General features: G+C 58.3%; 12 protein-coding genes and 1 pseudogene. 5 read left to right on the forward strand and 8 right to left on the reverse strand.

The window, feature by feature from the left end; all coding sequences use genetic code 11:
- Positions 1-32: 32 nt before the first annotated feature.
- The 3 genes from TRL7639_RS09310 to TRL7639_RS09320 are packed head-to-tail and all read right to left on the reverse strand — an operon-like array spanning position 33 to position 2,804.
- Positions 33-905, reverse strand: a complete 873-nt coding sequence (locus TRL7639_RS09310) for an ATPase (protein WP_085795418.1) — start codon at positions 903-905, stop codon at positions 33-35.
- A 59-nt stretch (positions 906-964) separates the two neighbouring features.
- Positions 965-1,867 carry a DMT family transporter gene (locus TRL7639_RS09315; RefSeq protein WP_085796346.1) on the reverse strand — a complete coding sequence of 301 codons (903 nt, stop codon included), beginning with the start codon at positions 1,865-1,867 and terminating at the stop codon, positions 965-967.
- 58 nt (positions 1,868-1,925) lie between these two features.
- Entirely contained in the window at positions 1,926-2,804 is an 879-nt protein-coding gene (locus TRL7639_RS09320; protein ID WP_085795419.1) for a DMT family transporter, read from the reverse strand.
- Positions 2,805-2,928: 124 nt separating this feature from the next.
- Here TRL7639_RS09320 and TRL7639_RS09325 point away from each other — a divergent pair, with 124 nt between their 5' ends.
- Positions 2,929-3,324 carry a YbhB/YbcL family Raf kinase inhibitor-like protein gene (locus TRL7639_RS09325; RefSeq protein WP_165759786.1) on the forward strand — a complete coding sequence of 132 codons (396 nt, stop codon included), beginning with the start codon at positions 2,929-2,931 and terminating at the stop codon, positions 3,322-3,324.
- Positions 3,325-3,690: 366 nt separating this feature from the next.
- On the opposite strand, the pseudogene TRL7639_RS09330 reads toward TRL7639_RS09325, so the two are convergent.
- Both TRL7639_RS09330 and guaA read right to left on the reverse strand, forming a co-directional pair.
- A pseudogene (locus TRL7639_RS09330) lies at positions 3,691-4,039 on the reverse strand (transposase family protein); the annotation flags it as partial.
- Positions 4,040-4,164: 125 nt separating this feature from the next.
- A complete protein-coding gene (guaA, locus tag TRL7639_RS09335) occupies positions 4,165-5,724 on the reverse strand; it encodes a glutamine-hydrolyzing GMP synthase (protein ID WP_085795422.1) in 1,560 nt (519 codons plus the stop codon).
- Positions 5,725-5,843: 119 nt separating this feature from the next.
- Here guaA and TRL7639_RS09340 point away from each other — a divergent pair, with 119 nt between their 5' ends.
- Together TRL7639_RS09340 and TRL7639_RS09345 are read left to right on the forward strand one after the other, a co-directional pair.
- On the forward strand, positions 5,844-6,242 hold the full coding sequence (locus tag TRL7639_RS09340) for a GNAT family N-acetyltransferase (RefSeq protein WP_165759787.1): 399 nt from the start codon (positions 5,844-5,846) through the stop codon (positions 6,240-6,242).
- Between the two features lie 136 nt (positions 6,243-6,378).
- Complete coding sequence (locus TRL7639_RS09345) at positions 6,379-7,923, forward strand: trimethylamine methyltransferase family protein (RefSeq protein ID WP_085795424.1); 1,545 nt, start codon at positions 6,379-6,381, stop codon at positions 7,921-7,923.
- 29 nt (positions 7,924-7,952) lie between these two features.
- Here the strand turns inward: TRL7639_RS09345 and TRL7639_RS09350 are convergent, their stop codons facing one another.
- Complete coding sequence (locus TRL7639_RS09350; RefSeq protein WP_085795425.1) at positions 7,953-8,252, reverse strand: DUF6477 family protein; 300 nt, start codon at positions 8,250-8,252, stop codon at positions 7,953-7,955.
- A gap of 243 nt (positions 8,253-8,495) precedes the next feature.
- Here TRL7639_RS09350 and TRL7639_RS09355 point away from each other — a divergent pair, with 243 nt between their 5' ends.
- Positions 8,496-9,629, forward strand: coding sequence for a DUF6456 domain-containing protein (locus TRL7639_RS09355; protein ID WP_085795426.1), 1,134 nt, complete (start codon positions 8,496-8,498; stop codon positions 9,627-9,629).
- A gap of 198 nt (positions 9,630-9,827) precedes the next feature.
- Positions 9,828-10,757 carry a hydrogen peroxide-inducible genes activator gene (locus TRL7639_RS09360; RefSeq protein ID WP_085795427.1) on the forward strand — a complete coding sequence of 310 codons (930 nt, stop codon included), beginning with the start codon at positions 9,828-9,830 and terminating at the stop codon, positions 10,755-10,757.
- An 86-nt stretch (positions 10,758-10,843) separates the two neighbouring features.
- Here TRL7639_RS09360 and TRL7639_RS09365 read toward each other — a convergent pair whose 3' ends face one another.
- The gene (locus tag TRL7639_RS09365; protein ID WP_085795428.1) at positions 10,844-11,590 is read right to left on the reverse strand and encodes an HAD family hydrolase; all 747 of its coding nucleotides are present in this window, start codon (positions 11,588-11,590) and stop codon (positions 10,844-10,846) included.
- A 105-nt stretch (positions 11,591-11,695) separates the two neighbouring features.
- Complete coding sequence (locus TRL7639_RS09370; RefSeq protein ID WP_085795429.1) at positions 11,696-12,244, reverse strand: peroxiredoxin; 549 nt, start codon at positions 12,242-12,244, stop codon at positions 11,696-11,698.
- Positions 12,245-12,494 lie beyond the last annotated feature (250 nt).

A 12,494-nucleotide genomic window follows, 5' to 3' on the forward strand; every position in this document is an offset into this window, starting at 1 on the left:
TCAGCTTTTTCGTTGCGGATGAATGGGGGAACCTAGGTGGTCTGTTCTTTGGCCTCAAGGGCTTGGGCGATCACATCCTCGAAATCGGATGCATCGCGCACGGCGCCGATCTGGTCAGCGGTCACCGTGACGCCCCAGTTGCGGGCCATTGCCTCGTACCTGGGTTGGCGATGCGCCAGCGCCTGGGCATAGGTCCAGCGGATGAAGGCGTCGGGATCAACCTCATCTGGGCCGCAGTCCTGCTCGGCCAGATATTGGTCCCAGACGCGGGTCAGGAATTCGGGCTGATACGACATCGGCTTGGGCGCGCGGTCGAACCGGCGGATCAATTCCTCGGTGTGGGCCTCATCTCCTTTGATCCAGATCATCAACGTGTGTTTCGACAGTTCGGACAGCAAAGGATCGTCCGGGTTGTCGGCATCGACCCATTCACAGATTGACCCACCGGTGTCGCAGATGAAATGCGGATAGCCATACAGCCGCTCGGCCCGGTCGCTGAAGTATTCAGTGTCCAGCAGGGCATGGGTTTCGGCCAGGCGGAACTGCTCCTGGCGACGATGATATTCACTGATCTCCAGCCCGCCTTTGGCAGCATCACCCGGCTTGCCCAGATAGGTCGCCACCGGCGTCAGGTTTTCGAACGAGATGTTCGAGCCGATATAGATCGAATCGGACAGCAGCAGGTCGCGCAAAAACGGCACCTTCATCGCCTCGGCCTTGGCGTTGTCGGTGATGTATTCACCCATATAGCGGGTGCCGATGCGGTAATCGATCGAGTAATGGAACCAGTCGCCCGTATCGCGCAGGATGTTCGAGACATAGGTCTTGCCCAGCCCCGACATGCCAAAAAACAGCACTTTTTTGCGCGTCGCCGCGCGCCAGTCCTGAGCCGAGCCGTAAATCATGTCCCGCCGTCCATCGTCCTAAGTCGTTGCGCCCTTGCTAGAGTGCAGGGCAGGCGGGGTCAATTGCGTGGGCGTCCAATCGTGCCATTCAGGATCAACAGACCCACCGCCAGCAGGGCAAACCCCACATAGGCCTGTGGCATCAGCGTCTCGCCCCGCACATATGCGCCCAGAACGATGGCCACGGGCGGGATTACGAGTGTAACCAGCATCAGGTTGCCGCTGCCCGCCATCGCCAACACACGGTAATAGAGCAGATAGGCCCCGGCTGTGGCGATGATCGCGTAGTATCCGATGGCGGCCCAAGTGTCGGCTTGCAGCGACATGGAAACCGGGCCGTCTATCAGCAACGCGGCTGGCAGCAAGACGATGGTTGATCCGGTTAACATACCTGCTGCGGCCACCTGTGGGGGCAGATCGCCCAATTTGGCGCGGGCCCATGCGCTGGCCAAAGCGTAAGAAAAAGTGCCTGCGATAATAGCGATTTGCGCGATGCTCTGAATGTTGAAGGTGGTAAAATTCTGCAAGCCGATGGCCACGGCGACCCCAAGAAAGCCCAACCCCACACCGATGATCTTGCGCGGGGTCAAACGCTCGTCGGCAAAGACCGCAGCGGCCACCAGAACGCCAAAGATCGCCGTGGCCGCATTCAGGATCGAGGTCAGCCCCGTCTCGATATAAAGTTGCCCCCAGGCCATCAGGCCAAAGGGGATTACATTGTTCAAAAGCCCCATCACCAGAAACGCCCCCCAGATGCGCGGGGCACGCGGGATGGGCAGGCGCATGGCAAAGATCACGCCCCACAAGACAAGCATTGCCCAACCGGTGCGATGCAGGACGGATGTGATTACCGGCACCTCGTCCAGGGCAACGCGGATGGCCAGAAAAGAGCCGCCCCAGATCAAGGCCAGCAGGAACAATTCGGCCCAGGCGCGGGCGGACATGGATTTTTGATCGGTCATAAGCGCAAGATTGCCGCAGTGATCACAAGACTTCGACCCGAAACTTGCGGTTTCAAAGTCATGCAAGTCGTTTTCGCGTCTCGCCGTAGATATTCAGGTAGTTGCCGCCAAAAATCACCACCGCGCCGACAAGCACCCACAGGTCCAGCGGTTCGCCATACATCAGCATCCCGATGATGGCGATCACGGGCAGGCGCACGAAATCGAACGGGACAACCACCGTGGCGGGCGCAATAGCCAGCGCATTGGTGATGCAGAAATGCGCCAGCAATCCGGCAAGACCGATCACCACCAGCCAGGGCGCGGTTTGCGCATCGGGCAGCGCGATATCGCCGTCAAACCCGGACGCCACTAGGCCCAAACCCAGCTGCATCACCGTCAACCAGAACAGGATACAGCCGATGGCCTCGGTCTTGGTCAGGTGTTTGGTGGTCATGATGGTGAAGGCAAAGAATATGGCCGAGCTTGCCGCCGCGATCAGGCCCGGGCTGATCGTCTCGGGACTGGGGCGGGCGACAACCAATATGCCGGCAAAGCCCAACAGTGCCGCCCAGACCCGGATCTGCGTCAGCCGCTCACCCAGAACCAATGGGGACAGCACGATGACCCAAAGCGGGGTGGTGAACTCCAACGCAAAAACCTGCGCCAGCGGGATCACTGTGACAGCATAGAACCACAGGTTCTGCCCAGTGAAATGCGCCACATTGCGAAACAGTTGCAACCCCATGGAGCGGGTGGTGACCTGTGCCCAGTTGCGGGTTGCCGTCAGCACCAGACAAACGATCACGACCCCCACCAGGCTGCGGTACATCATCGTTTCAAACGTATCGAGCGTGATGGAAACCTCGCGTCCCGCCACGGCCATCGCCGAGAACGAGCCGATGGCGCCGGTCATCCATAGGGCTGCCTTGGCGATCTGTGTGGGTTGCTGCTCCATGGGGACACGAACGCTGAATGCTGTTGTCTCGTCAACCCGGATTGTTAACTTATCATAAGCTTGTTTCGATACACGCCTTGGGTACAGTCAAACCTGTTGATGATTGATGTTTTGGAGAGACATGATGACAAAAGTACTTTTGTTGGCTGTTGCAGCGGGGTTCATGGCCACATCTGCCGCGGCAGAATTCAAATTCACCTTTGATTGGTCCGGTCTCAAGCTGTGCACAACAGGCAAGCCCAACACGGTCGCAAATCCGCGCTTCAAAATCTCGGGCCTGCCTGCAGGAACCACAGCCGTGCAATTCAAACTGAAGGATCTGGATGTTCCAGGATACAATCACGGCGGTGGCTGGGTGAAAATTACCCAAGACGGCACAGTTTCAGCGAACAGCTTCAAATACAAAAGCCCATGTCCGCCGAGCGGAAAACACACCTACGAGTGGACTGCGACCGCGCGGACCAAGAAGGGCGGCAAAAAGCTGGCTGTTGCAAAGGCCCGGAGAAAATACCCCGAATGACAGCATCATGCCCAGATGGAGCGCGCGCGCTGCTACACTAAAGGAGTCCCAGCAGTCAGGAGCCAGTAGGCCAGAGTAGCAATGGCAAGCATCGCTGGTATCGCCCACCAACGGTTCCAAATTGAGGTGGGAGCAAAACAATAGCTACAGATACTTCGGGCATAGCGGTTTCTATAATTGCAGCTTTTGCACGTGATCAGTCGTGGGGTCATGAATGGTCTTCGATCGAGCAGTAGTTGAGTGATATTAGATCCGACAATATAGCATCTACTCATGTCAACACAACGCAAAGACAGCTGCAGAACACGGGGAATATTCTTGATCTTGCGTCCAACGCATTGTTTTCAATGCACGACTTTCCAAAGATAACAACTGTGCGGGCAAAAAGTGACGTACAGTAACGCCCGTAATGAACAGGTTGAGCGGGCGAGCTTGGCTACCACAAACGGCATGCAGCGTGGTATTCACACGACCCTTGGTTCGACCGATCATGCGGTCAGACGGGCCATCATCCGCGCGTCGTCCACCGGCTGCAGTGCGCCTTGTGTGACCCGTAACCCTTGGCGGCATCTCGCCAACGCAAGCCATTGCGATTGATGAAGGCATTACCACTCAATACTCGATTGGCATCGACCCGGGGCTGACCGTGCGACTTCGGAAAACAAGGGCCAAGCTTGATCATCTGCCCGTCGGTCAGCCAATGAAGATCGCTCATGGCACAGCTCCGTTACCGGAGCCGTGAATCACGCAGCGCTGTGAAAATCAACGCATCCTGAACCTGGGCCAAAGGCTTTTATGGCCCCCACCGCAGTGCAAAGCCTGGCTTGGCCGGGTATTCAGTTATTCCCACTCGATCGTGCCCGGAGGCTTCGAGGTGATGTCATAGGTGCAGCGGTTGATGCCTTTGACCTCGTTGATGATCCGGGTGGCGGTCTCGCCCAGGAATTCGTGGCTGAAGGGGTAATAATCCGCCGTCATGCCATCCACCGAGGTCACCGCGCGCAAGGCGCAGGCATAGTCGTATGTGCGACCGTCACCCATCACACCCACGGTACGGACCGGCAGGATCGCAACAAACGCCTGCCAGATGTCGTCATAAAGGCCATGCTTGCGGATCTGGTCGATATAGATCGCATCCGCCTCGCGCAGGATCTCCAGCTTTTCGCGGGTGATCTCGCCGGGGCAGCGAATGGCCAGACCCGGTCCGGGGAAGGGGTGGCGACCGATGAACGACTGCGGCAGGCCCAGCTCGCGACCAAGCGCGCGAACCTCGTCCTTGAACAGCTCGCGCAGCGGTTCGACCAGTTTCAGGCCCATCTTTTCCGGCAGACCACCCACATTGTGGTGCGATTTGATGGTGACTGATGGGCCGCCAGAAAAGGACACCGATTCGATCACGTCGGGGTAAAGCGTCCCTTGCGCCAGGAATTCGGCCCCGTCGATGGTGTCGGCGTGTTTCTGGAACACGTCGATGAACAGCTTGCCGATAATCTTGCGTTTGGTTTCCGGGTCCGATTGCCCGTCCAACTCACCCAGGAACAGATCCGATTCATCCGCGTGAATCAGCTGGATGTTATAATTGTCGCGGAACATGCCGACGACTTCTTCGGCCTCGTTCTTGCGCAGCAATCCGTGGTCGACAAATACACAGGTCAGCTGATCGCCGATCGCCTCGTGGATCAGCATGGCTGCGACCGAGCTGTCGACACCGCCTGACAGACCGCAGATGACTTTCTTGTCGCCCACTTGGTCACGGATCGCCTGAATCATCTGTTCGCGGTAGGCACCCATGGTCCAGTCGCCTGAGAACCCAGCCAATTTCACAAAGTTCTCGTACAGCTTTGCACCGTTGGGTGTGTGGTGGACCTCAGGGTGGAACTGCACCGCATAGAAATGGCGGCTGGGGTCTGCGGTGATCGCAAAAGGCGCATTGGGCGAGGTGCCGTAAACCTCAAAACCCGGTGCGATTTCAGAGACATGATCGCCATGGCTCATCCAGACCTGCTCGTCGCCCTCGGCAAACCAGCCGTCCAGAATGTCAAGGCTGCTCTTGGGTGTGACATAAGCACGGCCAAACTCGGCGGTGCCGTGGCCGCTTTCGACCTTGCCGCCAAGCTGTGTCATCATCGTCTGCTGACCATAACAGATGCCAAGGATCGGCACGCCATAGTCGAAAATCTCTTGCGGCGCGCGGGGCGAACCCTCGCGGGTCACGCTGTCGGGGCCACCGGAAAAGATCACGGCCTTGGGTGCGAAGCTGCGCACAAAGTCCATCGTGACATTCTGATAGGGGTGGATTTCGCAATAGACGTTCAGCTCGCGCAGGCGGCGCGCAATAAGCTGCGTGACCTGGCTGCCAAAGTCGATGATCAAAAGGCGGTCGTGGGATGTCTGGCTCATGCGATGGCTCTTAGGTTGCAGCGGTGTTTTGTGCAAGGGTATTCAGGGAGCCTTGGGGTGAAATGCACAGAGCAGAAGGGTTTGAAATGATCGTCTTGCGCCCAGCAAAGCCAGAGGACGTGGCAGCAATCGAATCCTGCCTGACGGCTGCCTATGCCACGGCGCGGGCCGAGTTGTCGGACTTGCCAGACGTGACCGGTGGTATCGCCAGCGATGTCGCGGACAACCTCGTCTTTGTCGCCGAAGACGAAACAAATGTGATTGGTGTCATTGTCCTGGTGGTGCGCAGAGACGTGTTGTTGATTGCCAATCTGGGCGTCGATCCAACCAGCTCAGGGCAGGGGATCGGGGGGCGGTTGTTGGCCTTGGCAGAAGATGAAGCGCACAAAAGGAACTGCCGCGCGTTGCAGCTGCGCACGCATGCAGGGTTGACCGCGACGCGCGCGATGTATCTGCACCTGGGTTGGGTCGAGATTGAGCAGTCAGGCAATGTCGTTTCGATGCACAAACTGCTCTGATCGGTTCGGTCTGTCGCTTTGCTGTTTAGAACATGTCGCTTTTACCTCTTAAGCGACGCTCCAGACAATCGGACGACACATCGGGTAGGGTAACAAGTGTACCAACGTGAACACTATCTATCCCGGGGATATTCCTATGGCAGAGGCAAACACAAGGCGCAGATCTCGTGGTGGCGGTGGGGCCGCTCGTCGCGCCGAGCGTACAGCGGTCAAAATCGAAACCGCAAAATACATCGAGCGCAACATCCCGAACTTCGAGGTTCTGTCCGAAGAGGCGCTGGATATCATCGAGGCCAACGCCGAAACCATCCTGGAAGAGGTTGGCGTCAACTTTGTCGACAACCCGCCGGCGTTGGAACGTTGGCGCGCAGCAGGCGCAAGCATTGATGGCGAGCGTGTACGCATCCCGCGTGGCCTTGCCCGCGAGCTGATCAAGACCGCCCCGAAACAGTTCACCCAGCACGCCCGTAACCCCGAAAAATCGGTTGTCATCGGTGGCAAGAACATGGTCCTGGCGCCTGTTTATGGCCCACCCTTTGTGCGCGACGCCCAAGGTGGCCGCCGGTATGCCACAATGGACGATTTCCAGAAGTTCGTTAAACTGGGCTATATGTCGAAATGGCTGCACCATTCGGGCGGCACCGTGTGTGAGCCCACCGACGTGCCGGTGAACAAGCGTCACCTGGACATGCTGCTGGCCCACATGACCCTTTCGGACAAGCCCTTCATGGGCTCGGTGACCGAACCCAGCCGCGCGCAGGATTCGGTTGAAATGTGCGAGATCCTGTTCGGTAAGGAGTTCGTGCAGGAAAATACCGTGATGACCTCGCTCATCAACATCAACTCGCCGATGACGTTTGATGATGTGATGATGGGCGCGATGGAGGTTTATGCCAAGAACAACCAGGCCTGCATCGTTTCGCCCTTTATCGTAGGCGGTGCCATGGCGCCGGTTTCGGTGGCGGGTACGCTGACTCAGGTGATGGCGGAATGTCTGGCCGGTATCGCCTATAACCAGCTCTGCCGTCCCGGTGCGCCGGTGATCATGGGCGCGATGGTGACCTCGATCGACATGAACTCGGGCGCGCCGACCTTTGGCACGCCTGAGGCGTCGCACATCACCTATGGCGCGGGTCAGCTGGCCCGCCGTCTGGGGCTGCCATACCGCTCGGCCGGGTCGTTCTGTGGCTCAAAGCTGCCGGATGCGCAGGCTGCGTATGAAACGTCGAACTCGCTCAACATGGGGCTCTTGTCCGGTGTGAACTTCATGCTGCACTCGTGCGGCTGGCTCGAAGGTGGCCTGGTGTCGGATTTCGAGAAATTCGTGATGGATGCCGACCAATTGGGCGTGCTGCACGGGTTGGCAAAAGGCGTCGAGATGGACGAGAACGCGCAGGCCATGGACGCCATCCGCGAGGTCGGCCCGGGTGGTCACTACCTGGGGTGCGCGCACACGCAAGCCAACTTCAAGGACGCGTTCTGGAAGACCGAAGTGCTCGATTACAAGCCGTTCGAGACCTGGGAAGAAGAGGGCGCGCGGGACACTCGGACCCTGGCCACGCAACGCGTTGAACATCTTTTGGCAAACTACCAGCAGCCGCATCTGGACCCGGAAATCGCGGGCAAACTTGCCGCCTATGTGGCCGAGAAAAAGGCATCCATGCCTGACGCCTTCATCTAACGGTGTCACGCGGGGCTTTGCCCCCGCACTCAGGCAACGGGCGTTGCGCGGTTGGCCTGGACCAGCTGCGCTTCGCCCATCATGGCAATCAGAACGTCCAAATGACGGGATAGGGAATAGCCCGCGTCATCCTCTCGCCGCTGCTCGTTCAAGACCCGCTCCACCTCCATCAACCTCATGAGTGCCGCCGCCGGCCGGGGCAGTCTGCCATAGCCAAGAATGCGCTGCAGGTGACGGTCGCGGTTGTACTCCTGTGCACCGTGCCGGGCTGCGCGGATCAACAGGCGGGGGCGGCGGATGGTCGAAATCATCGTCATCAGATCTTGCATAATCGTCCTCACGGGTTCGAATTGTTTCCTGCCTCATTGTTGCCACAACTCTAGCGGGTGTTGCCTTGCCCCGTGTTCGACCGTGCGTTGGTTTCATGACTGTTTATCTTTTGGAAACAATATTGATAGGTGAGACGGATTTTAACGAACCAGTAACCAATGCAGCCATAGGTTGTGTGGGTAACTCGTAGGATAACCGTTGGATAACAGGGTCAGCGATTTTGCCATTGAGGATGCAGTGACATGAACAATACCTCCGCTTTACCGGTTCCGCGTTGGGTTCCCGAGGGTGCTCGGCGATACCTGGCGCATACCGAAGCGGGGCGGTCGATCCGGGATTTGGCGCGTGGGGCGGGGTGTCATGCCTCAACTGTGCTGCGTCAGATCCGCAAGGTCGAACTGCGGCGGGACGACCCGTTGGTGGATGCTGCACTTCAGGCGCTGGCCCAGACGCATTTCCCTCCGATCGGCACAGGCAATAGCGCCGCTTTGAGGGCCAATTCGAGGGACGCAGCCAAGATGGCATCTCCAATTCCGACCGCAGAGCCGCTGGATACCGCAACTTTGGATGTCGAAGCAGCACGTGTGCTACGTCGCCTATGTGAAAGCGGCGCAGTTCTGGCCGTGGCCGAGGATATGGATAAGGCAGTCGTCGTGCGCGACGATGGCCAGTCTGGAAGCACGCGGACAGCTGTGGTGGATTGCACCATCGCACAGGCATTGGCTTTGAAGGATTGGATTTCCTGTAACAACCCGGGCCGCATCAGCCGATACAGGATCACAGCCACCGGACGTAGCGCATTGAGCCAATTGTTGGCCGAGGCTGAAAACCGAGCACGCTCGCGCAACGACAACGGTTTTGCCGAGGCCCAAGCGCCATTTTCGGGGCAGGGCGAGGACACGCACGAAGACGATGCCGGACGCCCCCGTCGGATCCGGTACAACATGACCGAAAGCCCGTTGGTGGCGTTGGCCAGGCGCAAGGATCGTGACGGTCAGCCGTTTCTGGATGACGGGCTGGTGCGGGCGGGCGAGCGGTTGCGTGAAGATTTTGAACTGTCACAGTTGGGCCCCAATGTGGCCCAAGATTGGGACAGATTCCTTACGGGTGGTGGGCGCGGTGGCTTTGCAGCGGATCGTGGAACCAGCCATGGACCGATGGATGCGCGTAACCGCGTTTCACGGGCGCTTGCGGATCTTGGCCCGGGGCTCAGCGATGTTGCCCTGCGATGCTGTTGTTATCTGGAAGGATTGGAAACGGCCGAGAAACAATTGGGCTGGTCGGCTCGGTCCGGCAAAATCGTACTGCGCATCGCCCTGCAACGGCTCAAGCGGCATTATGACGATCTGACCGGCAGCGATCAGATGATCGGTTGAGACCAAAAGGCGAGGGGCTCCCGCCCGTCGACGATTTTTCTTGGCAGCAAAAACGCCTCCCGTTGGGCCCAGCGCCGCGCTTCGCGCGGCGCACCACCGTCTGCTGCAGGCGGAGCTTGCCGGTGTGACGGGGGCCAAGCAGCACGTATGGAATAATCTTGTCCTTGCATCGTGGGGTGCGGGTAATAAGTTCTCGCTATGAACTTCACACTCCGCCAACTGCAATATTTCAAGGCTCTGGTTCAGCAGCGCAACTTTGGTCGCGCGGCTCAGATATGTCATGTCTCGCAACCCGCGCTTTCGGTTCAGATCAAACAGCTCGAAGACCTGATGGGCGGCGCCCTGGTCGAACGTCACGCCCGCGATGTGGTGCCGACGCCCTTGGGGCGCGACGTGCTGGCGCTGGTCGAAGATGTGCTTGGTTCTGCTGCACGCCTCGACCGGCTTGCCCGCGACCAGAGCGACGGGCGGCGGTCGCTCTCGCTGGGGATCATTCCAACCATGGCGCCCTATCTACTGCCCGGTGTTCTGGCCGCCTTGCGTGCGGGTGATCTGTCCCTGCAGGTTCAAATCCGCGAAGCGCGCACCGAACGGCTGATCGCTTCGCTCAAGGCCGGAGAAATCGATGCGGCTGTTCTGGCCTTGCCAAGCGCCACCAAAGGCCTGAGCGAGCACACGCTGTTCGAAGATCGTTTTTTGCTGGCCGGGTCCGAGGGGCGTTTACTCGGCTTGCCTCAGGGAGCCGATGCAGTGCGGCCAACCGACCTGAAATCCGCCCATCTCATGCTGCTTGAAGACGGTCATTGCCTGACCGACCAAGCGCTCGAAGTGTGTGGTCAAGACCGTAACAGTGCCCATATTAATATGGGCGCGTCCTCGCTACCCACTTTGTCACGCCTTGTGGCCGAGGGGTTCGGCTTGACCCTGATGCCGGAACTGGCCGCGCAATCAGAGCTGGCTGCTGTGCCAGGTTTGAACCTGATCCGCTTTTCTGACCCCGAACCGGCGCGCACCGTTGGCCTAGTACGGCGTGACACCACCAGCGGCGACGGATGGTTCGACGATCTGGCTGCGCTGATCCGCGAAGTGGGCGAGGGGATTGTCTCAAGTTGCCGGATCTCAACCTGATGACATTTTCGGGTTTGAAGGGCCAAGCGATAGAATGAAAATGATAAATTATCACTCCGGTATTCTTTGTCCCTGACGAGAGCGGCCTAGCGCCGCGCCTCTAGAATATCCAAAGATAAAAGCCCCGCTGTCACAGCGCCTTCTATTAATCCGGGTGCGATAATGTGGCCCAATGCCCGCAGAGCCATGGAAGGTTGGATCAGATCCGGGATCTGGACGGTCTTTGCCCCGGACGCATGCGCAGATCGTACTCCTGTTTCGCTGTCCTCGAACGCAACGCAATCCTGCACATTAACCCCCAACTCAGCCGCTGCCTTGTGAAAGATCTCCGGGTCAGGTTTGGGCCGTGACACCTGATCTCCGCCGATCACGAACTCGAAATGGTGCAACAACTGGGCTGCTTGCAAACGTTGTCGAGCGTCCGCCGTTTGGGTCGAAGTTGCCACGGCCAGAGAATGCCCGTTGTGATCAAGCAACTGCACCAACTCCAACGCGCCCGGTTTTACAGGAACACCTTGGGCATACCTCGCGTCAATCCGTCGGCCCCATTCGTCGTTGAACACATCCAGTTCCATCGCTCCGTTCAGGCTTTCGCGGATAATGCGAACAGGCTCTGCTCCACGAAGTCCGATACATTTCAGAAACGTGTCAAGGTTGTCTGGTAATGAAAAATGCCGCCGTGTTTCAACGAAACTCTGCAGGCAGAGGCGCTTTGTGTCGAGCAATAGACCGTCCATATCAAATATCACTGGGGACAAAGTCATTCGCGAACCTTTCGCAAGTAGCGGCCGGCTTCCAAGTGAGCCATTTCTGACAGCTAAACGTTCGGCCATTGGTTCAATGGCGCACTGAGCTAGACCATTTCGACCATATTCATTGGCCCCAAACAAAAACAGGCCCGCCTGAGCGAGCCTGCCAATTTAGTTGCCGTTGCCAGCTTACGCGGGCTCTGCGGTCTTGGCTTCGACCAGGTGCTTCAGCACGGTCTCGGGCGACGAGACGCCATAGGGGTCTTCGGGGCAGTTGTCCATCAGGCCGGGCTCTTCGAACCAAGCTTCGACCACGCCGTCTGTAACGATGGCTGCATAGCGCCAGGACCGCATGCCAAAGCCCAGGTTGTCCTTGTCGACCAGCATTCCCATCTTGCGGGTAAACTCGCCCGAACCGTCCGGGATCACCTTGACGTTTTTCAGGTTCTGACCTTCGGCCCATTTGTTCATGACAAAGCTGTCGTTGACGGACATGCAGTAAATCTCGTCGATGCCTTGCGCCGCGAAATCACCGTGGCCGTTTTCGAAACCGGGCAGCTGGTAGGTCGAGCATGTGGGAGTGAAAGCACCCGGCAGCGAGAACAGGACGACGCGCTTGCCTGCAAAGTAGTCAGCGGTGGTCTTGTCTTCCCAGCGGAAGGGGTTGTCGCCGCCTACGGCCTCGTCGCGGACACGGGTGTGAAAGGTCACGTCGGGCAGTTTTGCACCAGCTTTCATCGTTCAAGCTCCTGTGATTTGGTGTGTTTCTCAGGTGAATTAAAACGATTCTAAACCGGCTTCAATGGGCGATTTTTCTGCCGGTGCAACTTGCCCGTTTTACGTTGCGAAACATGTATTTGTGCCGCAAATTTGAGGTTAAGATGCCGCATTTGCACCAACCCATGCATAGCGGCCATGCGAAGCTGGTACTTTTTGTGACGCGGCGTTATGATAGAAGGGAATGAATGCTGACCCAAGCCTCACCCCC

This window comes from Falsiruegeria litorea R37 (assembly GCF_900172225.1).
GTDB lineage: Bacteria > Pseudomonadota > Alphaproteobacteria > Rhodobacterales > Rhodobacteraceae > Falsiruegeria > Falsiruegeria litorea.

Bases quoted from the DNA above. Each gene is read 5' to 3' on its own strand.
- TRL7639_RS09310 (WP_085795418.1), bottom strand. From the start codon at position 905: ATGATTTACGGCTCGGCTCAGGACTGGCGCGCGGCGACGCGCAAAAAA.
- TRL7639_RS09315 (WP_085796346.1), bottom strand. From the start codon at position 1,867: ATGACCGATCAAAAATCCATGTCCGCCCGCGCCTGGGCCGAATTGTTC.
- TRL7639_RS09320 (WP_085795419.1), bottom strand. From the start codon at position 2,804: ATGGAGCAGCAACCCACACAGATCGCCAAGGCAGCCCTATGGATGACC.
- TRL7639_RS09325 (WP_165759786.1), top strand. From the start codon at position 2,929: ATGACAAAAGTACTTTTGTTGGCTGTTGCAGCGGGGTTCATGGCCACA.
- guaA (WP_085795422.1), bottom strand. From the start codon at position 5,724: ATGAGCCAGACATCCCACGACCGCCTTTTGATCATCGACTTTGGCAGC.
- TRL7639_RS09345 (WP_085795424.1), top strand. From the start codon at position 6,379: ATGGCAGAGGCAAACACAAGGCGCAGATCTCGTGGTGGCGGTGGGGCC.
- TRL7639_RS09350 (WP_085795425.1), bottom strand. From the start codon at position 8,252: ATGCAAGATCTGATGACGATGATTTCGACCATCCGCCGCCCCCGCCTG.
- TRL7639_RS09355 (WP_085795426.1), top strand. From the start codon at position 8,496: ATGAACAATACCTCCGCTTTACCGGTTCCGCGTTGGGTTCCCGAGGGT.
- TRL7639_RS09360 (WP_085795427.1), top strand. From the start codon at position 9,828: ATGAACTTCACACTCCGCCAACTGCAATATTTCAAGGCTCTGGTTCAG.
- TRL7639_RS09365 (WP_085795428.1), bottom strand. From the start codon at position 11,590: ATGGCCGAACGTTTAGCTGTCAGAAATGGCTCACTTGGAAGCCGGCCG.
- TRL7639_RS09370 (WP_085795429.1), bottom strand. From the start codon at position 12,244: ATGAAAGCTGGTGCAAAACTGCCCGACGTGACCTTTCACACCCGTGTC.